At 57.5% G+C, this 25,672-nt stretch carries 22 protein-coding genes; 13 read left to right on the forward strand and 9 right to left on the reverse strand.

All coding sequences use genetic code 11. The features are described from left to right. Nucleotide 1: 1 nt before the first annotated feature. The 3 genes from FHP24_RS12505 to FHP24_RS12515 are packed head-to-tail and all read right to left on the reverse strand — an operon-like array spanning nucleotide 2 to nucleotide 3,446. Nucleotides 2-1,045 carry a UDP-glucuronic acid decarboxylase family protein gene (locus FHP24_RS12505; protein WP_139676524.1) on the reverse strand — a complete coding sequence of 348 codons (1,044 nt, stop codon included), beginning with the start codon at nucleotides 1,043-1,045 and terminating at the stop codon, nucleotides 2-4. A 41-nt stretch (nucleotides 1,046-1,086) separates the two neighbouring features. Then, nucleotides 1,087-2,574: a sugar transferase gene (locus FHP24_RS12510; RefSeq protein ID WP_139676525.1), complete on the reverse strand. Its 1,488-nt coding sequence runs from the start codon at nucleotides 2,572-2,574 to the stop codon at nucleotides 1,087-1,089. A 29-nt stretch (nucleotides 2,575-2,603) separates the two neighbouring features. Continuing rightward, entirely contained in the window at nucleotides 2,604-3,446 is an 843-nt protein-coding gene (locus tag FHP24_RS12515) for a WecB/TagA/CpsF family glycosyltransferase (protein ID WP_139676526.1), read from the reverse strand. A 197-nt stretch (nucleotides 3,447-3,643) separates the two neighbouring features. Between FHP24_RS12515 and FHP24_RS12520 the strand changes: the two genes are divergently transcribed. The 5 genes from FHP24_RS12520 to FHP24_RS12540 all read left to right on the forward strand — a co-directional run bounded on the left by FHP24_RS12520 (nucleotide 3,644) and on the right by FHP24_RS12540 (nucleotide 10,667). Next, a complete protein-coding gene (locus FHP24_RS12520) occupies nucleotides 3,644-4,615 on the forward strand; it encodes a phytanoyl-CoA dioxygenase family protein (protein ID WP_139676527.1) in 972 nt (323 codons plus the stop codon). 682 nt (nucleotides 4,616-5,297) lie between these two features. Further along, the gene (locus tag FHP24_RS12525) at nucleotides 5,298-6,248 is read left to right on the forward strand and encodes a glycosyltransferase family 2 protein (RefSeq protein ID WP_139676528.1); all 951 of its coding nucleotides are present in this window, start codon (nucleotides 5,298-5,300) and stop codon (nucleotides 6,246-6,248) included. Continuing rightward, nucleotides 6,245-7,348: a glycosyltransferase family 4 protein gene (locus FHP24_RS12530; protein ID WP_139676529.1), complete on the forward strand. Its 1,104-nt coding sequence runs from the start codon at nucleotides 6,245-6,247 to the stop codon at nucleotides 7,346-7,348. Before FHP24_RS12525 ends, FHP24_RS12530 begins: the two co-directional genes overlap by 4 nt. Next, nucleotides 7,339-8,496 (forward strand): glycosyltransferase family 4 protein, encoded by a 1,158-nt coding sequence (locus FHP24_RS12535; RefSeq protein WP_139676530.1) that lies wholly within the window; start codon nucleotides 7,339-7,341, stop codon nucleotides 8,494-8,496. The genes FHP24_RS12530 and FHP24_RS12535 overlap by 10 nt, the downstream gene beginning before the upstream one ends. Beyond that, on the forward strand, nucleotides 8,493-10,667 hold the full coding sequence (locus FHP24_RS12540) for a GumC family protein (RefSeq protein ID WP_139676531.1): 2,175 nt from the start codon (nucleotides 8,493-8,495) through the stop codon (nucleotides 10,665-10,667). Before FHP24_RS12535 ends, FHP24_RS12540 begins: the two co-directional genes overlap by 4 nt. A gap of 208 nt (nucleotides 10,668-10,875) precedes the next feature. Here FHP24_RS12540 and FHP24_RS12545 read toward each other — a convergent pair whose 3' ends face one another. The 3 genes from FHP24_RS12545 to dld form a co-directional block, all read right to left on the reverse strand. Beyond that, a complete protein-coding gene (locus FHP24_RS12545; protein ID WP_139676532.1) occupies nucleotides 10,876-11,058 on the reverse strand; it encodes a hypothetical protein in 183 nt (60 codons plus the stop codon). 154 nt (nucleotides 11,059-11,212) lie between these two features. Beyond that, on the reverse strand, nucleotides 11,213-11,368 hold the full coding sequence (locus FHP24_RS28720; RefSeq protein WP_180355984.1) for a hypothetical protein: 156 nt from the start codon (nucleotides 11,366-11,368) through the stop codon (nucleotides 11,213-11,215). Nucleotides 11,369-11,423: 55 nt separating this feature from the next. Next, nucleotides 11,424-13,148, reverse strand: coding sequence for a D-lactate dehydrogenase (gene dld, locus FHP24_RS12550; protein ID WP_139676533.1), 1,725 nt, complete (start codon nucleotides 13,146-13,148; stop codon nucleotides 11,424-11,426). A gap of 156 nt (nucleotides 13,149-13,304) precedes the next feature. On the opposite strand from dld, the gene FHP24_RS12555 reads away from it, so the two are divergent. The 4 genes from FHP24_RS12555 to FHP24_RS12570 all read left to right on the forward strand — a co-directional run bounded on the left by FHP24_RS12555 (nucleotide 13,305) and on the right by FHP24_RS12570 (nucleotide 16,298). After that, the gene (locus tag FHP24_RS12555) at nucleotides 13,305-13,700 is read left to right on the forward strand and encodes a VOC family protein (protein WP_139676534.1); all 396 of its coding nucleotides are present in this window, start codon (nucleotides 13,305-13,307) and stop codon (nucleotides 13,698-13,700) included. A gap of 40 nt (nucleotides 13,701-13,740) precedes the next feature. Further along, nucleotides 13,741-14,262 (forward strand): hypothetical protein, encoded by a 522-nt coding sequence (locus tag FHP24_RS12560; RefSeq protein WP_210237829.1) that lies wholly within the window; start codon nucleotides 13,741-13,743, stop codon nucleotides 14,260-14,262. After that, nucleotides 14,259-15,824, forward strand: a complete 1,566-nt coding sequence (locus FHP24_RS12565; RefSeq protein WP_139676535.1) for a GMC family oxidoreductase — start codon at nucleotides 14,259-14,261, stop codon at nucleotides 15,822-15,824. Before FHP24_RS12560 ends, FHP24_RS12565 begins: the two co-directional genes overlap by 4 nt. A gap of 90 nt (nucleotides 15,825-15,914) precedes the next feature. Then, nucleotides 15,915-16,298, forward strand: a complete 384-nt coding sequence (locus FHP24_RS12570) for a ribbon-helix-helix domain-containing protein (protein ID WP_139676536.1) — start codon at nucleotides 15,915-15,917, stop codon at nucleotides 16,296-16,298. 200 nt (nucleotides 16,299-16,498) lie between these two features. On the opposite strand, the gene FHP24_RS12575 is transcribed toward FHP24_RS12570, so the two are convergent. Beyond that, nucleotides 16,499-16,837: a hypothetical protein gene (locus FHP24_RS12575; RefSeq protein ID WP_139676537.1), complete on the reverse strand. Its 339-nt coding sequence runs from the start codon at nucleotides 16,835-16,837 to the stop codon at nucleotides 16,499-16,501. A gap of 184 nt (nucleotides 16,838-17,021) precedes the next feature. Here FHP24_RS12575 and FHP24_RS12580 point away from each other — a divergent pair, with 184 nt between their 5' ends. Next, nucleotides 17,022-17,840, forward strand: coding sequence for an alpha/beta fold hydrolase (locus FHP24_RS12580; RefSeq protein WP_139676538.1), 819 nt, complete (start codon nucleotides 17,022-17,024; stop codon nucleotides 17,838-17,840). Between the two features lie 316 nt (nucleotides 17,841-18,156). Here FHP24_RS12580 and FHP24_RS12585 read toward each other — a convergent pair whose 3' ends face one another. Next, nucleotides 18,157-19,260, reverse strand: coding sequence for an NADH:flavin oxidoreductase/NADH oxidase (locus FHP24_RS12585; RefSeq protein ID WP_139676539.1), 1,104 nt, complete (start codon nucleotides 19,258-19,260; stop codon nucleotides 18,157-18,159). 207 nt (nucleotides 19,261-19,467) lie between these two features. Here FHP24_RS12585 and FHP24_RS12590 point away from each other — a divergent pair, with 207 nt between their 5' ends. Further along, complete coding sequence (locus FHP24_RS12590) at nucleotides 19,468-19,827, forward strand: ArsR/SmtB family transcription factor (protein WP_139676540.1); 360 nt, start codon at nucleotides 19,468-19,470, stop codon at nucleotides 19,825-19,827. A gap of 86 nt (nucleotides 19,828-19,913) precedes the next feature. On the opposite strand, the gene FHP24_RS12595 is transcribed toward FHP24_RS12590, so the two are convergent. Beyond that, on the reverse strand, nucleotides 19,914-23,552 hold the full coding sequence (locus tag FHP24_RS12595) for a hydantoinase B/oxoprolinase family protein (RefSeq protein WP_139676541.1): 3,639 nt from the start codon (nucleotides 23,550-23,552) through the stop codon (nucleotides 19,914-19,916). 198 nt (nucleotides 23,553-23,750) lie between these two features. Here FHP24_RS12595 and FHP24_RS12600 point away from each other — a divergent pair, with 198 nt between their 5' ends. After that, nucleotides 23,751-24,335, forward strand: a complete 585-nt coding sequence (locus FHP24_RS12600) for a TRAP transporter small permease (protein ID WP_139676542.1) — start codon at nucleotides 23,751-23,753, stop codon at nucleotides 24,333-24,335. Nucleotides 24,336-24,339: 4 nt separating this feature from the next. Continuing rightward, the gene (locus FHP24_RS12605) at nucleotides 24,340-25,653 is read left to right on the forward strand and encodes a TRAP transporter large permease (RefSeq protein ID WP_139676543.1); all 1,314 of its coding nucleotides are present in this window, start codon (nucleotides 24,340-24,342) and stop codon (nucleotides 25,651-25,653) included. Nucleotides 25,654-25,672 lie beyond the last annotated feature (19 nt).

Consider the following 25,672-nt stretch of genomic DNA (forward strand, 5'->3'; position numbering starts at 1 on the left):
ACTACCGCGCAATGTCTTGGGCGATCAGCCCGGGGTCCTGAACCGGCAGATAAGGGACAGACTTTTCTCTCGGCTTTTCGCCCTGCATCGACTTTGTTCCCGCCGACAGTATCCACTCGAAATAGGCGATCGTCTTTTCAAGGCCTTCGCGCAGGGTTATCTTCGGCTCCCAACCGAGCTCCTGTTTTGCACGAGTGATATCCGGCTTTCGCTGCGTAGGATCGTCGATCGGGAGGGGTTTGAAGACAATGGCGGATTGCGACCCCGTCAACTCGATCACCATCTCGGCCAGTTCACGGACCTGGAATTCGCCCGGATTGCCGAGATTGATGGGACCCGTCAATGCTGCGGGCGCACCCATCAGCCTGACCAACCCGTCGATCAGATCGTCCACATAGCAAAACGACCGGGTTTGCGTGCCGTTTCCAAAGACGGTGATCGGCTCGTGGCGAAGCGCCTGGACGATGAAATTCGAGACGACGCGGCCGTCATTGGGGTGCATCCGCGGCCCATAGGTGTTGAAAATTCGTGCCACATGGATGCTTACGCCATATTGGCGATGGTAATCGAAGAACAGCGTCTCGGCGCATCGTTTGCCTTCATCGTAACAGGCCCGTGGGCCAATCGGATTGACGCTGCCTCGATAGTCCTCGTGCTGGGGGTGGACAGCCGGATCACCGTAGACTTCACTTGTCGATGCCTGCAGGATTTTTGCCTTGGTGCGCTTGGCCAGACCGAGCATGTTGATCGCACCGTGGACATTGGTCTTCACGGTCTGGACTGGATCGAACTGGTAATGCACCGGTGATGCCGGGCAGGCAAGATTGTAGATCTCGTCCACTTCGACATAGAGTGGAACCGTGACGTCGTGGCGGATGGCTTCGAAGTGGGGATCGTCGAGAAGGTGTATGATATTGTTACGTGAACCCGTGTAATAGTTGTCTACGCACAAGACATCGTTGCCCTCTTTCAGAAGCTTTTCACACAGGAACGACCCCAAAAAGCCGGTGCCACCGCTAACCATAACGCGTTTTTGTCCGTGCATAGACGTACTCCTTGTGAGTTGATGAGAGGCCTTGCAAAGGGTCAGTAAGCCCCGTTGCGCCTGCAGACTGCGGGAATTGTCCTGATGAGGATGTGCCAGTCGAACCAGAGAGAGCGATTGTCGATGTAGAATTCGTCGAGTTGCTGCTGCAGCTTGATATCCGCATCGCTTCGGGCGGAGACCTGCCACAGTCCGGTCAACCCAGGGGCTATCGAACGCCGCTTTTCGCGGAATTTCCCATCCATCGCCCTCAGGTGATACTCCGGGAACGGTCGCGGCCCGACGATGGCCATCTCTCCGGAGATAACATTTGCCAGTTGGGGGAGTTCGTCAAAACTACTGGAGCGAAGGATATGCCCAATGAAGGGCAGGATGCGCGGATCCTTCTTCAACTTGAAGCTGGTTTCCCACTCGACCCGAATGGCTGGATTGGTTCGCAACAATGTTTCGAGACGCTTTTCGGCATCTTGGTACATCGTTCTGAGCTTCAGGATTCGCAGCGGTTTGCCCGACAGTCCTTCCCTCGCCTGCCTGAAGAATACCGGGCCGGGATCAATGGCATATATCACGGCCGCAGCGACCAGAATAAACGGCGTGAGTATAAGCAATGCGGGCATGGCGATCGCGAGATCCCGTACGCGACGAGCAAATTGGGGAGTGGCCAAGCCACTGCTTCTGGCCAATCGTATTCCGATCTCTCCTCCAGCGTCTGCGGGCTGCAGGCCACTAACCTTCAGGTCTGGCGTATCGCAGAGAAGAATGACTTCATCGAACTTTCGGCGAAGTGCCGGCAGATCCGCAATCGCTGCGTCGACGCCGCCCGCGACCAAGGCGATCGCGGGTCTGTCGGAAGAAAACGCCACTGCGTCGGCGAGTGATGCTTCCGGCTGAATTCCGTACTGCCAGCGATCAGTAAAATGCATCATGAGCCTTGAGACCTGGCCGGCATCCCCCAGGATCACGGCCCGCTCACCCCAAATTTCAAGTCTGCGGCACAAGCGCCGCGCGGCCCTATGAAGAACCGGTTGAAAGAAAAGGCCGAGGAAAAGGAAGAGGATAACACTCGAAACCGCTCCCAATCCGTCGGGTAGCAGTACCGTTCCGACGGTGGAAAGGAGTGTTATCTTGGTGAAGACTGTGACGCGCCGACGTAGATGCTCCTGCTCATGGAGCCGATACCCGGGATAAAGCCCCGTGAGCATATTGAGACCAATTACGGCCAGTGCTGCGAGAGCGAAAATACGCTCTGACGGCACACTATCCGAGGTGCCGGAAAGATATGGCAGGAGAAGACTATAGGACGCCATATACGCAACAATGTCAGCCAGGATCAGAAGTGACGATACGGCAAACCAAGCTAGTCTGCGCTTCAGCGCGGCTGGTATGTTCAACGCTTGCTGCTGGTTGAGTTTCGCAGGCCCAATTTGGCGTGTTGCAGACCGGACGGGATTGGCCGGAATTCCGCCCAGACCGCTGACGGCGGTCACGTTCGACAGTCCGGATAACCTTGCTAGGAATGGAAATGGCATGATGACCCTACTCCCCTTAGACACCGTTCCTAATCCGTTGCCCCCGAAATCTTGTCATCGATCGGAAACTCTCTAAGACCCAGTCTTTGTGCTGCACTCAGCGATATGAAGGTCGGAACAACACGCGCGTAACGACGCCACAACCGCCGCGGTTCGCACGCGAGCCGGAACGCCCATTCAAAGCCGCTCTGCTGAATCAGGCGCGGAGCCTGGCGTACGAGGCCGGCGTGAAAATCAAAAGCTGCTCCAACCCCGATAAGCATCGAAGCGTCCAGACGGTCACGCATGCGCGCCATCCAGGCCTCCTGCTTGGGACTGCCGAGACCGACCCAAACGACATCTGCGCCAGAGCGGTTGATCAGGTCAGCGACATCCGCATCCTCTTGCCGCGACAACTCGCGAAAAGGTGGCGAATAGGAGCCGGCGAGCTGTGCGCCCGGAAACCGCTTCAGAAGGCGCGCCTGAAGCTTTTCCAATGTGTGTGCCGTTGCACCATAAAGGAAGTGGCGCAGGCCCGCAGATCGCCCTTCGTCAAAGAGTGATAACATCAGATCGGGTCCATAGACCCTGCCGCATTGCGAGTGACCCGCATGTTTCAAAGCCCATACCAACGGCATGCCATCAGGGGTCACGAGAAAGGCCCGGTTATGGATGGACCGAAGAACAGGGTCATTCTGACATCGGACAACACCGTGCGCATCACGAACGCACACATACTGTTTTTCGCCACGTTCAATAGATGTCTGGATAAGTCGGATAGCCGTTTTAAGATTGACTGCCGAGATGCGAACACCCAGGACGTTGACCCAGGTCAAGGACGTTTCCGACGCACCGGATGGCGTGTGGTTTGGATCAACTGACGAGGCTTTCATGAGTTTTACTTCCTCGATCTGAACGGGGATCAGAGTTATCTCGGAAGTTAGAATTCATCAATATTTTGGTATACAGCTATATTCCTTAGTACTGTGACACATACGTCAATCAAGGATCGGAATTATATCCTTCTGGCCGTAGATGGCATCGCCCTATGTGCACAATTTTGCTGCCTCCGTACGCGAATTTACTCCAATTGGATAATTTGATTTTTATGGAGGGGGAGACGATATTCTTTGATGCCTCAAAAACGCCGGAGGGAGAAATGGTTCACGAAACGAGTCATGCCGGAGCGCCTTTTGACAGCACATTGAAAGCGCCTCGCACCGCCAGCCAGTTGCAGCACGACTTGATGTCGGATGGCTACGCAATCATTCGCGGCCTCCTTTCGCGCGAGCAGGTAGAAGCTCTGCGGCGGACAGTCACAAAACATCTGAAATCGAGCGGCGACTATAAGTACGGCGGAAAATTCCAGCTTTATGCCATGTACTCGGTGGAGGAAGTTGCCAAAACTCTGACCGCCGATGCGATCCTCGATCGCTTGAGGGAAATCACCCAGCCGCTGGACGTTATCCTGACGGGCGAATGCGACTTGATGATCAACACGACGTCTTCATGGCATAACGACGTACCTCACCATCCGGCCAGTCGAGATGGGCGCATTTTCAACGATGAGAGTTTCAGGGTCTACAAGATCGCCTTTTACTTGCAAGATCAGGATGAAGACGCGCTGACAACCTTGAAGGTTCGTCCGAGATCTCATCTTAAAGGACGCAACCAAAGTCTGCCGGACAGGCCAATTGCGGTGAGAGCTGGCGATGCCATCGTCTTCGATGTGCGCATCGAACACGCCGGGCAATTGCCTACATTTACCGACCGTGCGGTGCGAAAATTCATTGAGCGGATCGGGCCGTGGTTTCATCTGGACGCTCAAAAGGCGTTTACCTCAACACGAGCAATCATCCGACGCGCTACCGGTATTCCGGACCGCGTTGCTGTTTTCATGACGTTCGGCCCGGCTGAAGCGTGGACCTATTCCTACGCCGAGGAAGGGCGCAACCTGCATCCTGCGGTCCACGGGGCGCTCAGTGCGGAGGTGATGACACGGCTAGCGCTTAATAAGGTTGCGCTACCCGTTATTGGAGTGCCGTCGTCGCCACGCCCTTAAACCACGGCCTTGACGCCATGCGTGTCCCAATTTCAGCCTACGCATGCCAACTCACGGCGTAATCCGGGTTGGCGAAAGGGTGGGAGCCCAGCCCCGGTATCGTCTCCATCCGGACAAACATAGAATCTTGTTCGATCGAATTTGGAGATCACATTGGGCAAGGTTGTGCGGCTTAGCTTCGCCGGAGACAAACGCAATGCCGGTAACAACGCCTCCATATACGTCTCATTCCTGATCCTCGCTTGCGATCGAGCGAGCCCATCCCCTCCCGAGTTTGACGAGACTGCATAGCCCAGCTGCATGAACATGGCAGCAATAACTGTGCAGAAAATTGGCCTGATATAAACGCCGCGAGATATGCGCGCCTGAAGAACGGACTACGTCGAACGCCTTAGTGGTGAGCGAAAGTATCGGTGCCCTTACACCATTGGGAGATACTTGGTTCCCAAAGTGGAGCAATAATCAAATCGGCCTACCCATAAGAGCAGGTTATGTGTCGCTTCATTCGACGGTAATTTGTCAATGGACATTCAAGCTGAGGGATTACGGCAACTGATGGTGTTCGCAACGTCTGGCACTCAGCCTCAGCGGTGCGAACAGTCTTCAGCCGAATGGGAAAATACGCGCCTCCTCCACTTTTCTGACCGCAAGCACAGAGCCCATCGACCTTTTGAGAAGTGTCATGACGCGACCGACCATCAGTGTTCTTATCAATAACTACAATTACGGTCGCTTCATCGGACGCGCAATTGACAGCGTGCTGGCGCAAACAGTGCCGGACGTAGAAATTGTTGTGGTGGACGATGGTTCAAGCGACCAGTCGCGCACAGTGCTTGAACCCTACGGCAAGCAGGCAACATTACTCTTTCAGGAAAACAAGGGACAAGCCGCGGCTATAAATGCTGCTGTCAGAGCAAGCGCAGGCGACATTCTTTGTTTCCTGGATGCGGATGACTGGTGGGCTCCGGAAAAGCTGGCAGCAATTTCAACGACATTTGATGCGGATGATCGCCTATCACTTGTGTATCACCGACTTCAGCCCGCGTTCAGCGACGGCACACCAACTCTGAAACCAATCCCTCGAACATTATGTTCTGGCGACATGTCGTCTTGGATCAGTAGGTCCGCAGGCTGCTGGCCTTTTCCAATGACATCTGCCATCGCAGTCCGGCGAAGTGCATGGAACGCGGCAGGCGACATCCCCGAGCAGTTCAGAATATCTGCAGATTTCTGGCTTACGGGCATCTATCCGTTCTTGGGGCATATCGCTGCGTTACCAAGCTCGCTTGGGTGCTACAGAATCCATAACAACACGTGGTATAGACCGGTCGATGATGCAGCCATGTTGCGCAAACGCATGGCGCACTGGGTCGCGACCGTCAATGTGACAAACCAGTTCCTGTCGTCCCGCAACTTGCCTGCAAGACTGCGATTGACAGATCACTTTCCCTATCAGGTGGCATCTGCGCGGATTGAAGGGGGCACCATGCGCACCCGGCTTCAGCTTGCCGTGAAAGGGATTACCTTCGCCGGAGAACCGAACCTGATGAGGCGCATGCGTGACGCACTGCGCGCGGCCTATACCCTACCGCGCCGCGGCGAGGACCTCGGATGGGCGGAGGATGTCAAATGAAGGTGGTGCTTCTGGCTTCCGAGTTGGAAGACTACACGATTTCCTTTGCCAGCGGCCTAGCGCAGCATTTGAAGGTCGTTTTGGCCGTTCCTCGCCGGCGTTACGAGCATCTTGCGTCCTGGTTCGACCCGGCAGTCGATCTGCGTCTCCTGGAGTGGCCACGACACCGTTCACTGCTCAATCCATGGTTCTTGCGAGGGCTTACCCGCCTGATCAGGCAGGAGCGACCGAACCTCGTCCATCTTTTGAGCAACAGTACGTTGTGGCTGAATTTTGCCGTGCCATTTTGGCGCCCGATCCCCTTGGTGACCACCATCCATGACGTGAATGTGCATCCTGGTGACAGTGATACACTTACGCTGCCTGCCTGGGCGCCCAAACTGATGGTGCATCAGTCACGGCATATCGTCGTACATGGCGAAGGCCTGAAGCAACTGGTGCTCGACCAGTATTCAAAGTCCGCCAATCATGTCCATGTCCTGTCTCATCCAGCCATTCACCGCTACGCCGAACTCGCGCGACGACAGAAAATGGCTCCATATCGAGCAGATGGAGTTTTGCGAATTCTGCTGTTCGGGAGAATTTTTGCGTACAAGGGTCTGGAGCATCTGGCCCGCGCCGAGGCATTGCTCAAGGGCTGTTCACCTGACCTCCGTTTCACGATCGCGGGCCGCGGCGACGATCCGTGGGTCTACCGGCCACTTATGGGTGATCCTAACCGCTATGACATCCGCAATCGATTTATCGAGGATGCTGAAGTCGCTCAGCTTTTTCTCGATACGGACATCGTGGTTCTTCCGTATACGGAAGCGTCCCAAAGCGGGGTGCTTAATCTGGCTGCAGCGTTTGGCAAACCAGTCATCGTGACCGATGTTGGCGAATTGCCAACTACCGTCTTGTCCAACGGATTGGGACTTGTAGTTCCGCCCGCGGATGGGGAGAGCCTGTCGCGAGCCATACTGACTTTGGCACAAGACAGAGAATTGCGATGCAGGCTTGGAGCAAATGCCCTCGCCTGGTCCCTGGGAGCGAATTCGCCCAAGCAAGTGGGTGCACAGGCAGCATCCCTTTACCGCAAAGTGGTGGAACCATGCACGTGAACGCGCTTTCCCGAATATCCCGCATACCACAATCGCCCCCTTCATCCGTGCGCCATTATCTACCGGGAGGATGTGAAAGTGGCGGCGGCATTGGCAGGCTGGTCGGTTACATATCGAACGCAGCGAAGGATACTGACCGGGAACACCTGATAACCGACACGCGGGGGCAGAAATGGTCGCCTGCGACGTCGCCAGCACGCTTATTGGCCGCGGTCGTCATAATGGCGAAAGATCGCGTCGCGGATCCTGGCCGCATACATCACATTCATATTGCGGGTCGCGGCAGCACTTCACGAAAGCTGATCCTGACGGGAGTGGCTCGTCTTCTCGGTTGTCGTCATATACTTCATCTGCACGACTACGATTACGCGCGCGACTTTTCTAGACGCACTTCGACACAAAAAACGCGAATACGCCGAATGTTCCAAGGCGCTGATCATGTCGTCGTTTTGGGCCAACGTGATCATCTGACGCTGACAGGTGATTTGGGTGTTGATCCGCAACGCATCGCGGTTATTCGCAACTGTGTCCCGGATCCCGCCGACCGCATTGTCCGGGTCCGCGAGGATCGACGTAGCGAACCGCCGCTCATTATTTTCTTGGGAAGGCTAAGTGAACGCAAAGGCGTCCCGGAGCTTCTTCTTGCTTTGAGCCATCCTGTAATGAAGGAGCTTCATTGGAAAGCCGTTGTTGCAGGTGACGGGCCGGTGGAGGATTACCGTCGTCAGGCGGCAGCCCTGGCGCTTTCCGACCTGGTGGTGATGCCGGGTTGGCTTGGCGCCGACGAGGCACGGGCGTTGTGCTCGCAGGCAGATATTCTGGTTCTGCCGTCATATGCCGAAGGCATGGCCATGGCGGTCATCGAAGGCATTGCTCATGGGCTAGCGGTTGTGACCACGCGTGTCGGGGCGCATGAGGAGGTGATCTCTGACGGTGATACCGGTGTTTTCGTACCGGTTGGAGACAAGGACGCGCTGGCGGCCACATTGGCAAAATTGGTTTGCGATCGCGAACAACGCAATCGTCTGTCGACCCAAGCCCGTCTTCATTACCTCAATCACTTCAGCATGAAAACCTACATGCGATCACTGGAAAAATTATACGACGCCGTCTCCGCGCAACCTCAAACATCTGCCGGTGCCTCATGACAATTACAACTCTCCCGATGGACCGCAACGGGTCGCTGTCGCCAATGCGATATGATCCGCGATTTCAGAGGCATGAGGCGGCAGACGACTTTGATCTGATGGCCGGCATTCGCCTCATCCGACGAAGGATCATGTTGATCGTCGCGCTCACGATACTGTTGATGGCCGCGGCCTTTCCCGTCATTCGGGGACTGCTTCCGATCTATCACGCCGAATCTCGACTGATGATCCATTCACCTCTATCGATATCGCTCTCCGCAGAAGCATCCGACCACACCGGTTCGCTTGACCTTACGGCGGAAACGGAACGGCTGCTGTCGAGGAGCACCGCGGAGCGGGTCATTCGCGATCTGCGGCTCGACGAGCGGCCGGAATTTAATCCGGCCCTGCGGAAAGCCTCGCTTATTGACCGCGTGCGTGAGATTTTGAGAAACCCGACAGGCAGCAAGACATCTCCCTTGCCGCAGCCAACCGGAATCGATGGCGTGGTCCTCGAATATTACGGGGCGTTGAGCGTACAGCGCGATGGCCAGGCGAACGTTATCAGGATTGGTTTCTCGTCCGGTGATCCGGCGCTGGCAGCGGCGATTCCGAATTACCTGATCAGCATCTATCTTGATGAGCGGAAAGATCGGCTTCTCATTCGTTTGGATGCTGCAGAGAAATGGGTTCAGCAGCGTCTCGGCGAACAGCAAGAACGCCTCACCACTGCGCGCGACAGGTTTGATCGATATCGAAATACAATGAGCGTGATATTAAGCGATGACGCTCAGGGCACAACGGCAAAGTTGATTGCGGATTTGAACGACCGACGCTTAAAACTCGATCAGGCTCGAGTTCAGACACGCCTGACAATCTCTCATCTGGAAGGTGCTGGTGCGACCGCGCTTGTCATCCCGGGTGCGTCCGTTCCGGAAAATCTCGGCGAAATGCAACGCGAGCTGACGGCCCAACAGAGAGATCTTGACCGTGTTCTTGAGGTATATGGCGAAGCGGCTCAGGCAGTGATCGACTTGCGGGCGCGGGTTGCCAGGTCTCGCATGGACCTTGATCTGGCACTCGATCGATACCTCGAAACGCTGCGCGTCACGCTGAATGATCTCGATCAGGAAGGTGCCGGAATCCAGTCGTCACTAGCAACTGCTCAAGCACAGAGATCCCGCAACTCAGAGGTGCAAACCAAAGCCGTCCTTTTAGAACGTGCGGTGGAAAAAGAACAATTGGCAATGGATAAGATCGAGGAGCAGCGCCGCGTCCTTGCCGATCAAGCCCGCTCACCAGGAGCGGAAATCGAACTGTTGTCGCCGGCAACGACCCCACTGGCACCACAGGGACGCGGCCGTCTGTTTTATTTTCTTGGCGCCCTCATCGCGTCAGTTGCTTTCGCTGTGACCATCGCGTTTGTCATCGAGATGCTCGATAAAACTGTCCGCAGCTTCGACCAGCTATCCGGCCTAAACCACATCGTGCCAATCGGCCTTATTCCACGTTTACGGCGCAAAGAGCGATTGCAGCTACTGAGACGGATGCGGGGCGGCAAGTTCGATGACGCTATTCAAACGCTTATCGTTTCGCTCAAGCAATCCTGTGGAGGGAAGTTGCCCGGCAGCATCATTGTGACGTCATCTCAGAAGGGCGAAGGCAAGTCTACCATCGCCAGATCGCTCGCAATTGAAATCGCTACGAGCGGCGTTGGAGTAATTCTCATTGATGGCAACCTTCGAAGTGGAAATCTTGTTTCGTTGTTCAATTCCGAGCAGGTGCATGGATTAAATGAATTCATAAGGCGCAAGACGAGACTGACGGATATCGTGCATCATCATGGCCCAACCGGCATAGATTTCATTCCGGCGGGAACGCCCGATCTCTATCGGCGTGCATATTTGGCAGATGTCTCTGAAATTATCGAGATGGCACGCATCAAAGGTCAAACGGTCATATTTGACAGTGCGGCTGCGCTGGAATCGGCCGACACGATGCATCTGGCGAGCTTGGTGGAGCGAACGATTCTGGTTGTAAAATGGGCAAAAACGACGTGCAGAACCGTTGAAATTGGCGTTCAGCATCTGCAGAGATCGCGCAGCACGGATATTCTCGTCGCTATAAACAATGTCGATCCCAAGCGGCATGCAATGTACAACTTTACCGACGCAAATCTGATTATTGCATAGCAACTGACGAGCAGCACTCCAGGGCCGAACGACGCGAGGTTTGCGTTCCCGGGAGCTAACGCCGATATAGAGCCACCCCCGAGACATCGGTCTTTCCATTCCAAACGTCGGGCGACAACTTCGAATCCGATGCCGGATCTCTGTTTCTGACGAAAAAGATTGCGTTGAAAAATGCAAAGGAAACGGCATCCCTCATTGTTCGCAGCGGTTAATCGACTGTGGAATGCACCAGCACGACGCAGATCGAAAGAAACGACAGCCGCGGTAACAGCCTGTCACTTACTCTAGAAAGGCGCTGGACAACCACGACTAGGTAAAACATCACGAGAGCGGCCTCGATCAGACCGCCTTCCAGCGCCACTTCCAGAAAAACATTATGGGCATGGTTCACGTATGCCAGATAAATATCCCGCAGCTTTTCATAATATGGATATGCCAGCCCGAACGTGCCGTAGCCGGTGCCAAAATGCCAACCTCACAACGGAACGCCGCCTGGTATAGCCGCCCTGCCTGCCGCCGATGCTGTCAACACGCTTAGTCGAAGATCATCGCTCAATGTCTGTGCGATCATCCACTTCTCGGTTGGGATGGTGAATCAGCTTCGGTTCGTCGCCGTGCTCCAGAGACTGAACCGCAGCCACATCAATCGCCATCATCGCGAAAGAGGTATTGATCTTTCCGTTGGAGGGACGGAAACCCATGAATCCCTCGCAAACAAAGCACCGGCCGCAAATGGCATGCTGGTCGGTCTTCCCCCTAGCCGTTTTGGTGGATTGTGGGCTTTTTTTCGCATGAGCAAGCCTGCTGATAAAATTTTACGCGTGAGGTTCGCCCGATCCCCGGATTGAAACTGTTGGTCGGATCGAGCGTAACATAGTGGTCCGACAGAGTTGGCTTGGCGTGATAGACATGACCGACATTATGCTCCGCCGGATACTCCGCCCCGCGCGCATCGAGACGTTCCAGCATCCGCCGCTTGAGCGCCCTCACGTCAATACCTTTTTTCACGATATAATCTTGGTGAAGGACGTGGCAAAGGAAGTGGCCGTAATAGAGCTTTTTTTCAATGAAGTCGTCTATGTCGGCCGGCAGGTGCTCGAACCAATCGGTATCGTTGCGACGCAGGGCGATATCCAGCGCAAGAATGTCTTGGCCCACCTGCGGGTTTACAGCGGCATAACGAATGGCCGCACCGGCAGCGGCAAAACGATGGAGCATGGCTTTCTTGCCCTCTTCCGCATCGCAGAGAAACCACGAACTCTCCCCAACGGCCGCGTTGAGGACCTGGTCCACCCCTTCCGCCATCGTTCCTGGAACCTTGAGGATAAGGTGATGTTCAAACATCTCGCGGAACGATAGAAGTCGGTGCGGCAGAACTTCCGGCAGCAAGTTCGTCAGACCCTGGATAAGACGGTCCGTCAGGTTACGCGGCAGGAACCGTACCTTCTTCAGCCATGCATCGATGGCACCCTTAAGTGCAAAAAATGTCGGAAGCCTGTCTGTTCCCCACCAATGGATCATCAGCACGGTGTCCTTGCCATATCGCCGCGTGACGTCGAAACAATCGCGATGGAGATATTCACCACTGATCGGCAGTTCCGGAAAAGCGGTCAGCAAACTGCGTCGCAGCGCTGTCAGTCGGGCCGTGTCGTTCGTCCCGACATAATAGACCCGTGTGTCGGCTTCAATCGCAAAGGTATCAAGGCGCACCGCAAACACCGCCACTTTGCCCGCCGAACCCGATGCCTCGAAGAGGCCGCGGGGATCGGCGTTGAAACGCGCCGGCGTCGGTGCATCGACATCCCGGACGCGCGATGCGTAACCGTCGTCCGAAGCACGGCCCCGACCGTCCCTTACCATGCTGGGATCGATGTCGCCGCGATCGAGCCGCGCCAGCATCTCTTCCGGCGTCTTGCCGAGATCGATACCGAGATGGTTGACGAGCCGCAATTCGCCCAGTTCCGTCAGCTGGGCATAAAGCGAAAGCTCTGTGTAGACCGGGCCGCGCCGTACCAGAGAGCCACCGGAATTGTTGCAGACGCCGCCGACGATAGACGCGCCGATGCAGGATGAACCAATCACCGAATGCGGCTGTCGCCCATAGGGCTGCAACAGTTTTTCCAGACGAAACAGCGTGCCTCCCGCATGGCTGACGATCTGCCGTCCCTCGTCGAGCACGTGGATCCTGTCCAGCCGCAAGGTCGAAACGATAACAACGCCGCGGTCATAGCTGCCATTCGGGGTCGAACCTTCCGTCAGCCCGGTATTAGCGGCCTGCATGATGACAACGCAATCGGCCGCCACCGCCGCCTGCAGGACCTTCCACATGTCGACAAGGCTGCCGGGCATCGCCACCAGCACGGCATCGCCCTCGCCCGAGCGAAACCCCTTGCGAAACCGCTCCGTCTGTCGCGGGCTGGTCAAGCAGTGTGCGGTGCCGACGATGGCCGTCACCGTCCGTATCAGACTGTCGTAATTCATGGTCCCTCCCAAGACGTGGAATAGTGCGAGTCAAGGTCGCATTTTCTCCAAGGAACCATAACCTCTAGCAAAATCGCTTAGGTAGTAGCAGAATAATACCCGCAGTTCTTTTCCGTCTCTATAGTCTGGACCAGGAGACAACGAAGAGGGAGGGGCATGGCGAAGTTCGTGCACAGCATGATCCGGGTACTCGATGAGGCCCGGTCGGTGGATTTTTATCATCGCGCATTCGCACTGGAGGTCGCGGAACGGCTGGATTTCGATGGCTTCACGCTGGTCTATCTATCCAATGCCGAAAACACTTTCGAACTGGAACTGACCATCAACAAGGATCGTAAGCAGGCTTACGAACTTGGCGACGGCTACGGCCATTCCGCCTTCGTCGTGGACGATGTCGCTTCCGAACATGCCCGGTTTGAGGAGGCCGGTTTAGCCCCGCGCAAGCTCGTGGATTTCGAGCACAATGGAACCAGGCTTGCGCGTTTTTTCTTCGTCCAGGATCCGGACGGCTATCAGATCGAGGTCATTCAAAAACACGGACGATATCGCTGACGGCGAACTGACATTTCGTTTTCAATATGGGAGGAGAACCATGAAAACCACAAAACGGCGACTGCTGATCGGCAGCGCGGCGGCGACGATGATGGCATCGACGTTCGCCAAAGTGGCCATTGCCAAATTGCCGCTTGCGCGGGGAGGAGATCCTGCAAGCGATAAGGCTCTGGTCCGTATGATCCGGGTGATGTTTCCCCACAAGCGTTTCGGCGACGGCCCATACCAGCGCACGGCCGATGCCGTACTGGCCGCAGCCGGCAAAACGCCTGCTGACAGGGTCGCTTTTTCGGCGGCATTACACGACCTTCAGGCAAGCGGCTTTACCGAACTCGACGACAAGGCCGCTCTCGCAAAGCTGAAGTCCATCGAGGACACAGCCTTCTTCAAGCTGGTCAAGGGCACCACTGTCACCACGCTTTATGACGATCCCGAGGTCTGGGGCCTGCTTGGCTACGAGGGGCCGAGCTTCGACAAGGGTGGTTATGTCAAGAGAGGGTTCAACGACCTGACATGGCTGCCGGAACCACGGATCGAGGAATACGCGGGAGCTGGCCAATGAAACAGATTGCCAAGGACGAAAAGGCCGTTGTCATCATCGGCTCGGGCGCCGGCGGTGGTACGCTGGCCTATGAACTGACCAAGGCAGGCATCGCTTGCGTGCTTCTCGAGGCCGGCGCCTATCTGAAAAACGAGGATTACCACAACAACGAGTGGGAAGCCTTCAAGCAGATGGCCTGGCTCGATGCCCGCACCACCAGCGGCTCGTGGCGGATCGCCAAGGATTTTCCGACGCTGCCGGCTTGGATCGTCAAGGCTGTCGGCGGCACCACGACGCACTGGTCAGGGGCCACGCCGCGCTTCAAGGACTACGAGTTCAAGGCACGCACCACCTATGGCGACGTTGCCGGGGCGACGCTCCTCGACTGGCCGATCACGCTTGAGGACCTTGCGCCCTACTACGACAAGGCCGAGATCGCGATGGGATCGACACATCGCCACGGTCGCCCGGCCCTGCCGGCAAACAACAATTATAAGGTGTTTGCCAACGGTGCCGAGCGGGTTGGTTACAAGCTCTACGCAACCGGGCCTTATGCCACCAATGCCGAGCCCTATGACGGTCGGCCCGCCTCGATCCAGGACGGGTTCAACTTCCAAGGCGACAAGAGTAAGGCGAAATGGAGCACGCTTGTGCGTGAAATTCCGCGCGCGTTGGAAACCGAGCTGCTCGATCTTCGCCCTGAAAGCCACGTCGTGCGGATCACCCATGACGCCTCCGGCAAGGTCGATACCGTGGTTTACGCGGACAAGAGCGGCGCTCTGCACGAGCAGGCTGCCCATATCGTTTGCGTTGCCGGCAACTCCATCGAGACGGCGCGATTGCTGCTGCTCAGCGAAAGCAACCGCTTCCCCAAAGGGCTTGCCAACAGCTCTGACCAGGTTGGCCGCAACTACATGCGGCACCTGACCGGTTCGGTCTATGCGCGCTTCGACAAGCCGGTCCACATGTTCCGCGGCGAGACGATGGCGGGCATCATTGCCGACGAGGCGGCTCACAAGCCTGACCGCGGTTTCGTCGGCGGTTATTACATGGAAACGCTGTCTCTCGGTCCGTCCTTCCTGGCGGCCTTTGCCGAGCCGGGTGGATGGGGGCCGGAGTTTGCCGAGATCATGGACGCTTATGACAGGACGGCGGGCATGTGGATCGTCGGCGAGGACATGCCGCAAGCCACCAACCGCGTGACCCTATCCGAAACGGTCAGAGACCAATGGGGCCTTGCCGCCCCGAACGTCCATTTCGACGACCACAAGAACGACGTGGCCATGCGAAACTACGCCTACGATCATGCCCAGAAACTCTACAAAGCGGTTGGCGCGATCGACTCGCACCGGACGCCGCCCTATCCGTCCACCCACAATCTCGGCACCTGCCGCATGAGCGCCAAGGCCGAAGATGGTGTCGTTGACCGCTGGGGCCGTGCCCATGATGTGCCGAACCTGTTCGTCTCGGACGGCTCGGTGATGACGACAGGAGCTGCTGCCAATCCGACGCTCACCATCGTCGCATTGGCCATCCGGCAGGCTGAGTACATCGCCGGCGAGCTGAAAAAAGGCACTCTCTAAAACCTTCGAGGGGCCGCCGCCTGCTGCGGCCCCTCCCGATCGTCAGGCTGTCCTATCGTCGTGGCGAAGGGCGCGATTGAGGAGAGAAACATGTGTAGATTGTTCATCGGCGCCAATTCCCAGCTTTGGGAAAGCCAGACGCGGTCGATCCGCATGGACGGCATGGTTACCAGCGTCCGCCTTGAAACGATGTTCTGGACGGTTCTGGAAGAGATCGCCGCCAAAGACGACATGAACGTGCCGCAGCTTCTGCATCAACTCTACAATGAGTCGATCGACGAAGGGCACGATCTCGGCAATTTCACGTCGTTCCTGCGGGTGTGCTGCCTGCGCTATATCGATTTGCAGTTAAAGGGCCTGCTGGCACCACGCGGGCAGGAGAACCTGCTGTCGACCGAAGAAATCCTGACGATGGAGGCGCAATTGCGCCAAACCAACACCGCGAGAATAACCGTCCCGGATCGCCAGCATTAAGCTCGACAGAATGATGAACCTGCCCGTGCGATACCAATGGCAAGCGCCATTTACGCCTCGTTGCGTCCCATGAAATCTGTGGCACAGCCATCGCTGGCATCGACGAAGGTGTGAGCGTCGCCGTTCTGGACGATAACGGAACGTGGTGCGAATAGGTTCGGCCGACACACCCAACGGCGACCAAGCCGGAAGGAACCAACTTACTGAGCCGTGAAGAATGTCAGCAACACCTTGCCCTTTTCGCCAAGCAGGCAGACGAACCTATCGGGTTTTCCAGTCTGCCCTTTTCTGGCGATATAAGCATCTCCCATGATCACGGTTTTGACCGGGACGTCCTCTACCTTCGTATCAGCAGCACTGACCGCCAGTGTCTCCATATCCAGCACGAGGTCTGTGATGTCTGGGGACTTTTCCTTCAAGGCAAGAAGCCCGGTCGATTTGCATGCCTGAGCCGCCGCATCGTTATTGGTCTGAGCATGGCAGACTCCTGTCCCAAACCCCAGCAATATCAGCGCAAGAATGCTGGTGGAAAATTTCATGATCGAACTCCTGTCAAACGGGGCTTTATCGCGCAGCACAATGCGCGACGGGCACGGCTGTTCCGCGACGGGAGATCTAAAAACACGGGATGCGGGATTGGTATCGGCGATCCACGATATTGCAGAGGTAAGGAACCAAGATCAAACGAACAGGTTGTCCTGCGTCATCTAAAAGGATCCCAACATGGCATTTATCGAAGCGAAAGACGGAACGCAGCTGCACGTCAAGGATATGGGCAAGGGCCATCCGGTCGTTCTCATCCACGGCTGGCCGTTGACCGGCGACATGTTCGAATACCAGACCGTCGCTTTGCTGGAAGCCGGCTACCGGGTGATCACTTACGACCGCCGAGGCTTTGGTCAGTCCAGCCACCCGGCCGACAGCTACAATTACGACGTCTTCGCCGACGATCTTGCCTCGGTGCTGGAAGGCCTGAACGTCGACAAGGTCCATCTGGTTGGCTTTTCGATGGGCGGTGGCGAAATCGCCCGCTATCTGTCCCGACATGGTGCTTCTCGTGTTTCGAAAGCTGTACTCGTGTCGTCGGTCGTGCCGTATCTGCTGAAAGACGACAGCAACCCTGACGGTGTCGATTACAGCATCTTCGCCGACATGAAGAAGCAGGTTCGGGAGGACCGCTTCGCCTTCCTCCAGAGTTTTGCCAAAACGTTCTACGGCGTGGGTCTTGTCAGCAAGCCTGTCAGTCAGGGCGTGCTTGACTGGTCGTTCGTGCTCGGCGTCATGGCCAGCCCCAAGGCGACGACTGACTGCATCGATGCTTTCGGCAAAACGGACTTTCGCCCGGACCTTGTTTCATTCTCGGTTCCTACGCTCGTCATCCACGGCACATCCGACAAGACCGTGCCGATCGATCCCGCAGGCCGGGCCGCGGCACGCGGCATCTCCGGCGCGAAACTGATTGAATATGACGGCGAGCCGCATGGCCTGTTCGCCACCGTGCCGGACCGTCTGAACAAGGATCTGATTGAGTTTCTCGGCTGATCCCAGCAGCCCGGCCAAGCACCCCAAAGCTTGGCTGGGCATAGGCCGTTTCCGCGACGGTAGGTCCCCATACGGCGCTATGTTTATCACTTCGATCGCACCACCGTTCGCATGCACGACGTCATCGACAATCAAGCCCCGGCCCGTTATCAACAACGCAGCAGGCTAGCTCTTACCGGCATCTCAGCTGGCATATCCTTACTGAAGTTCGCCAGCGTGTCATTCATCATCTCATTGAGCGCTGAGTTATCCTTCAAAAGGGGAGCCAGCTGAGGCTACGGCATCGGATCTGCCGCAGCCCCTCCATAACAAATGATCACACCTTGAACAGCGACTTCAGCGTCGAGGGCTGGCTGCGGTGATATTGAGGAGCTGCGGAAACCTCTCCACCGAGAGCTGCAGCGGCGTGCCACGGCCAGCGCGGGTCATAGAGGATTGTACGGGCAAGCCCCACCAGATCGGCGTCACCCGTCGCGATGATCGCTTCAGCCTGGGCAGGTTCCGTGATCAGCCCGACAGCCACGACCGGCATCTTTACCGCGGCCTTGACTGCACGCGCGAAAGGCACCTGATAGCTGGGCGAGACCGCAATTTTCTGATCGATATGCAGGCCGCCGGTCGATACGTTGATGGCATCGCAACCGCGAAGCTCCAGGGCTTTCGCGAACTCGATCGTCTGGTTGATATCCCAGCCGCCATCATACCAGTCGGTTGCGGAAACACGAACCGTTACGGTCTTGTCGGCCGGGAAGGCAGCCCGCACCGCGTCGAAAACTTCGAGCGGGAAACGCATGCGATTCTCGAGGCTTCCACCATACTCGTCAGTCCGCTGATTTGAGAGTGGCGACAGGAAGGAATGCAGGAGATAGCCATGCGCGGCATGGATCTGTACGGCGTCTATCCCGATACGCGCTGCACGGACGGCCGCCTGTGCGAAAGCATCTCGGATCGCCTCCATACGCTTGCGGGTAAGTTCCGTCGGTACCGTATCCGTAGATTTGAAGGGGATCGCAGACGGGGCCTCGGTCTGCCACCCGTCCTTGCGGTCGGCCGCAATCTGCGCGGCACCGCGCCACGGCAGATCCGAAGACGCCTTCCGACCGGCATGGGCGAGCTGTACGGCAATGGGAATATTCGACCACTTGCGGATACCATCCAGCGTCCGGCGCATAGCGGCCTCTGTCGCGTCGTTATAGAGCCCGACATCTGCGTAGCTGATGCGACCCTCGGAAACGACCGCTGTCGCCTCGATTGTCAGCAAGCCGGCACCGGAAAGGGCGAGCTGCCCCAGATGGATCAGGTGCCAGTCCGTCATGCAACCGTCGACGGCGGAATAGGTGCACATCGGAGCGATCGTGATACGGTTCTCGAGATCGAGGTTGCGGATCTTGAACGGCGTGAAAAGCTGCGGCTGGGGCATTTGACTTACTCTTAGCATGACGAGTTTGACGTTCTTATCCCGACGGCCCGAAAAGGGACGCCAGGGACGACGTACGATCTTGACCGGTACCATCAATCTCACAGAGACATATTGGTATGGTGAAATCCATACCTAATCCTCCTCAAGGTATGCGTCAAGTCGTACCTTATGCTTGCGCATAAGCGTCCTTCCCGGTAGAATCAGCCCATGCCAGATCTGCTTCCCCAGCCTGCAAGGGATGAGATCGACCTCAGTGTCGTTTTTTCCACACTGTCCGATCCTCTCCGGCGCACCGCAATTGCCATTCTGGCAACACTTCCCGAATGCACGGAGCGCAACTGCGTTTCATTCGGCTTTCCGGTCGCGAAAGCGTCCCTCACCCATCATTTCAAGGTTCTCCGCGAAGCGGGCCTTATAAGCCAGATCGACTATGGAAATCGGCGTGCTTCATCGCTTCGAAAGAACGACATCGAGGCCCGGTTTCCAGGTCTTCTTGCCATGCTGGTGGAAGAACTGGAGCGAGATGGTGGTGCCGAAAAGGCCGTGGCCTCGGTGGTCCGACGCTGAGCACAACACTTGGAGCCAAAGACAAGGCGGGGCCTTCCGGTCAGGCAATTGACGGGATCAAACACCTACGGCGTGGTCAGTGACCGTTACTCCGTCCCTAGATAACCTCCGGCCGTCGGCGTCACCACGGTCACCGCTTCGCCAGCCTCGATCAGCGTCTGGGCGCAGCCGGCCAGTTCCTCCACCGAACCGTCGAGACGGCGCACAGTGGTCAGGCCAAGCTCACCCTCGCCACCGCCGGCAAGCCCGTGCGGCCGGATCGTCCGGTGCGACGACAGGATGGCGCAATCCATCGTTTCGAGGAAGCGGATCGTCCGCTTCGTCCCGTCGCCAGATGGAAACGCACCCTTGCCACCGGAATTCTCGCGGATATGGAAATCCTCCAGCAGGACCGGATAGCGGGTCTCCAGGATTTCCGGGTCGGTGAGCCGTGAATTGGTCATGTGCACATGCACCGCATCCGTGCCGGCAAAACCGGTGCCGTCGTTAAACTGCCCGGCCGGAGACCCGGAGCACAACGTCTCGTAATACTGGTAGGTCGCGTTGCCGAAGGTGAGATTGTTCATCGTCCCCTGGCTCGCGGCAATCGCCCCCAAAGCACCGAACAGCGCATTGGTAACGTGCTGCGAGGTCTCCACATTGCCGGCTACGACCGCTGCCGGATATTGCGGCTTCAGCATCGAGCCGTCCGGCACGATGATCCTGATCGGCTTGAGGCAGCCGGCATTCATCGGGATCGAGCTTTCCACCATCACCCGGAAGACATAAAGAACCGCCGCCCGCGTGACCGGTTCCGGCGCATTGAAATTGTTCGTTTTCTGCTCGCTGGTGCCGGTGAAATCGACGGTCGCCTCGCGCCTTTCCCGGTCGATCGAAATCTTCACCTGGATCGTGCTGCCTTGGTCGGTAGCATAGGAAAATTCCGCGTCGCTCAACTTTTCCAGCACCCGGCGGACACTTTCCTCCGCATTGTCCTGCACATGGCCCATATAGGCCTGCACCACATCCAGCCCGAATTGCGCGATCATCTTGCGCATTTCATGCACGCCCTTTTCGTTGGCGGCGATCTGGGCACGAAGATCGGCAACATTTTGGGCGACGTTGCGGGCGGGGTATGGATGATCGGAAAGCAGTTTCGTGATGCTACCCTCATTGAATCTTCCACGATCGACGAGCAGAACGTTGTCGAACAGCACGCCTTCCTCGTCAACGGTGGTCGCAAGCGGCGTCATCGACCCCGGAGCCGTGCCGCCGACATCGGCGTGATGACCGCGAGAGGCGACGTAAAACAGAATTTTTTCGCCGACCTCATCAAAGACCGGCGTCACGACGGTGATATCCGGTAGATGCGTGCCGCCATTATAGGGCGCGTTGAGCGCGAACACATCGCCGGGGCGGATCTTGCCATGGTTCTGCGAAATGATGCTTTCGACCGAACGGTCCATCGAGCCGAGATGCACCGGCATATGCGGAGCATTGGCAACAAGCGCGCCGTTCTCATCGAACACGGCGCAGGAGAAGTCGAGCCGTTCCTTGATGTTGACCGAGGACGCCGTATTCTGCAGCGTCACGCCCATCTGCTCGGCGATCGACATGAACAGGTTGTTGAACACTTCGAGCAGAACCGGATCGGCATGCGTGCCGACGGCACCGGCGCGGGAGAGTTCCGCTACGCGCTTCAGAACCACATGGTTCAGCTTTGTAATTTCGAAGGCCCAGCCATCTTCGATGACAATCGTCTGGTGCGGTTCTACGATCAGGCAGGGGCCGGTGGCGCGCGCACCGGGTGCAATCTCTGCGCGGCGATAGATCGGAGCGTCGCGCCATGCGCCGCCTGAGAAAAATTTCGTCGCGTCGCTGGATGCAGGAGCCGCCATGTCGAGTGAAAATTCCGGCTCGAAGGAATCCGCACCCCCACCGATCGCCTCGACTTCATAAGCCTCGAAAATGATCTCGCGTTTCTCGAAGATGAAACCGAACTGCTTTTTATGTGCGGCCTCGAAAGCGGCGCTCATCTCGGCCACGTCGGAAATGTGTATGGATAAGGTCGTGTCCGTGCCCTGATAGCGAAGATGGGCACGGTGCAGCACTTGCGTATCCGTTTCGGCAACCCCCTGGCTTTTCACTTCGGTGAGAACTGCAGCGGTCAGCTCGTCGCGAACCGGGCCAAGCGAAGCGAGCGCTGCAGCAAGAGCTTGCGAAACCGTGCGCTGACGGGTGGCGCGAATATCGGCAAGTCCCATGCCATAGGCCGAAAGAATGCCGGAGAACGGGTGGATCAGAACCGTCGAAATTCCGAGTGCATCCGCTGTCAGGCAGGCGTGCTGGCCACCGGCGCCGCCGAAGCAGGTCAACGCATAATGGGTAACGTCGTAACCCCGCTGGACGCTGATCTTCTTTACCGCATTGGCCATATTCTCCACCGCGATGGCAAGAAAGCCATCGGCCACCTGTTCCGGCGTGCGACCATCACCGACCACCTTCGCCATCTCCTCGAAGGCAATCCGCACCGCATCCGCATCCAGCGGCTCATCGCGATTAGGCCCAAAGATTTTCGGGAAGAGATCGGGCGACAGCTTGCCGAGCATGACATTGGCATCCGTAACCGTCAGCGGCCCGCCACGGCGATAGGCCTTCGGGCCGGGATTGGCGCCGGCTGAATCAGGGCCGGCACGAAAACGGCCGTTCTCGAAATGCAGTATCGAGCCCCCGCCGGCCGCAACCGTATGGATCGACATCATCGGCGCACGCATGCGAACGCCGGCCACTTCTGTTTCGAATGAGCGTTCCAGCTCCCCGTCATAGTGGGAAACGTCGGTGGACGTGCCCCCCATATCGAAACCGACGATCCTGTCGAAACCGGCAAGCCGTGAGGTTTCCACCGCGCCGACCACGCCGCCGGCCGGACCGGAAAGGATCGCATCCTTGCCCTGGAACAGCCGCGCTGCCGTGAGGCCGCCGGAAGATTGCATGAACATCACCTGCGGGCCGCTATCACCGGTGCCGTTGGCGTCCGCTCCCAGCTCGTCCGCCACCTGCTCCACATAACGGCGCAGGATCGGCGAAAGATAGGCGTCGACGACCGTTGTGTCACCGCGACCGACAAGCTTGATCAGCGGCGAAACCTCGTGGCTGACGGAGATCTGGGAAAAGCCGATCTCGCCGGCTATGCGGGCAACGAGCCGTTCATGAGCCGGGTAACGATAGGCATGCATGAAAACAATAGCGATGGCGCGGGTGCCGGCATCAAACTGTGCCTGCAGATCGGTGCGAACGGCGGTTTCATCCGGCACCGCCTCGATCGTGCCATCGGCACGGACGCGCTCGTCAACCTCGACCACTACGCTGTAGAGCAACTCGGGCTTGACGATCTTCTTGGCAAAGATGTCGGCTCGGGCCTGATAACCGATCGCCAGAGCGTCGCGAAAACCGCGTGTGGTGACCAGTAGCGTCTTTTCGCCCTTGCGCTCCAGAAGCGCATTGGTGGCGACCGTCGTTCCCATCTTCACCGCGCCGATCAGGCCGGACGGAATGGTATCCCCGGTGGAGACACCGAGAAGTTCGCGAACGCCGTGCACCGCGGCGTCCCGATAAGCCCCTGGATTTTCAGAGAGAAGTTTGTGCGCAACCAATGATCCGTCCGGCCTGCGGCCAACGATATCGGTAAACGTGCCGCCGCGATCGATCCAGAAATCCCATTTCGCGCCGAATACGTTGCCGGTCATCTCCGCCCCTCTGAAAGCTGCGTCCGACCTAACGAAAACAGTTCGTCGACAAAACGTCAATGATTGATTGACAGCAAAATGCCTATTGCTGCATCATGCCTATCGAACGGGCAAAAGGCCTCAAAGAGCCTCGCTCGCAACGGCAACCGAGGGGAAGCCACATGAGCGATTTCCGCATTTTCGAGCGGAGGACATCCCATGTCCGCCGCTGATCCGCACCACAGCATTTTTCCCGAATGGCTCCGCAAGGGGCTGGACGGACTTTATCTCCTCTCCGGCTGGGCGGCCGGGCTTTTCCTCATTTCGATCTTTGTCATCATGCTGGCACTTTCCGCCGGCCGGCCTCTCGGTATCGACGTGCCGGCCGGTGACGACTTCGCCTCCTGGGCCATGGCGGCATCCGCCTTTCTGGGCCTTGCGCACACTTTCCGCTCCGGAGAGATGATCCGCGTCGGCCTGCTCGTCGAACGATTGACCGGCAGGACCCGTCAGCTCTTCGAAATCCTGGCCCTGCTGATCGGATCTACCGCGGCGGTCTATTTCGCCTGGTATGCGTTCGACATGAACCGCACTTCCTGGGAATTCAACGACCTCGCCCAGGGCGTCATCGCCATGCCGCTATGGATCCCGCAGATCGGCTTTTCCGGCGGGCTGATCATCCTTGCTATCGCCATGGTCGACGAGCTTGTGCATGTGCTGTTTGGCGGCCTCCCCCGCTACGAAAAGCCGGCACCGGACACGCCTGAAGAAGCCATCGAACGCGCCATACAGAGCGGGGCCTGATCTTATGGGTACAGTCGAACTCGTTGAAATTTCGGGCATCATCCTGGTTGCCCTTCTGGCGCTGCTGGCAAGCGGCGTGTGGATCGGTTTCTCCCTTTTGATCTGCGGCTTCATCGCCATGCTGTTCATGCCGGGTATCCCGATCGGTGCCGTGCTCGCCACCAACTCCTGGAGCAACGGCGCTTCGTGGTCACTCGCGGCTCTGCCGCTGTTCGTCTGGATGGGCGAAATCCTGTTCAGGACAAAACTGTCCGAAGAGATGTTCCGGGGCCTTGCTCCGTGGCTCGGCTGGCTTCCGGGCCGCCTCATGCATGTCAACGTCTTGGGTTGCGGCCTTTTTGGCTCGATCTCCGGCTCTTCGGCCGCGACGACGGCGATGATCGCCAAGATTGCCCTGCCGGAATTGAAGAAGCGTGGTTATGACGAAATGGTCAGCCTCGGTTCGCTTGCCGGCGCAGGCACACTCGGCATTCTCATTCCGCCATCGATCACCATGGTGGTGTATGCGGTGGCCGCCAATGTCTCGATCATCCAGATTTTTCTCGCCGGCTTTCTGCCGAGCCTGATCGTGATGGTTCTTTATTGCGGCTATATCGCTGTCTGGTCGCTGCTCAACCCGGACAAGACGCCGCCGGCACCGCCGAAGATGAGCTTCAAGGAAAAGCTGAAGGAATCGGCCAATCTCATCCCCGTCTCGCTGCTGATCATCCTCGTTTTCGCGACGCTGTTGCTCGGCTGGGCGACGGCCACGGAATGCGCCGCCTGGGGCGTGCTCGGTTCGCTCGGCATCGCGGCATGGTCGCGGTCTCTGACCTGGAAATCCTTCTGGGACAGCGTGATGGGGGCAACCCGTCTGACCTGCATGATCATGCTGATCCTCACCGGTGCCGGCTTCATGTCGATTGCCATGGGCTATACGGGTATTCCGAACGCACTCGCCGCTTGGGTGGACAGCTTCAACCTGAGCCCATTCGCGCTGATCGCGGTCCTGACCGTCATGTACATCCTGCTTGGCGCCGCACTCGACGGCCTGTCGATGATCGTGCTGACGACCGTCGTCGTCCTGCCGATGATCCAGCAGGCCGGTTTCGACCTTGTCTGGTTCGGTATCTTCCTCGTGCTGATCGTCGAGATGGCCGAGGTCTCGCCGCCGGTCGGCTTCAACCTCTTCGTCCTGCAGACGATGAGCGGGCGTGACAGCCTGACGGTGGCGAAGGCCTCGCTGCCGTTCTTCTTCCTGCTTGTGGCGACAGTCGCCATCATCACGGTTTTCCCGGATATCGTGATGGTACTGCCGAGAATGGCGTTTCCGGGATAACAAGAGAGAGGGAACTGAA

The sequence above is a fragment of the Aliirhizobium smilacinae genome, from assembly GCF_006335145.1.
Taxonomy (GTDB): Bacteria; Pseudomonadota; Alphaproteobacteria; order Rhizobiales; family Rhizobiaceae; genus Neorhizobium; species Neorhizobium smilacinae.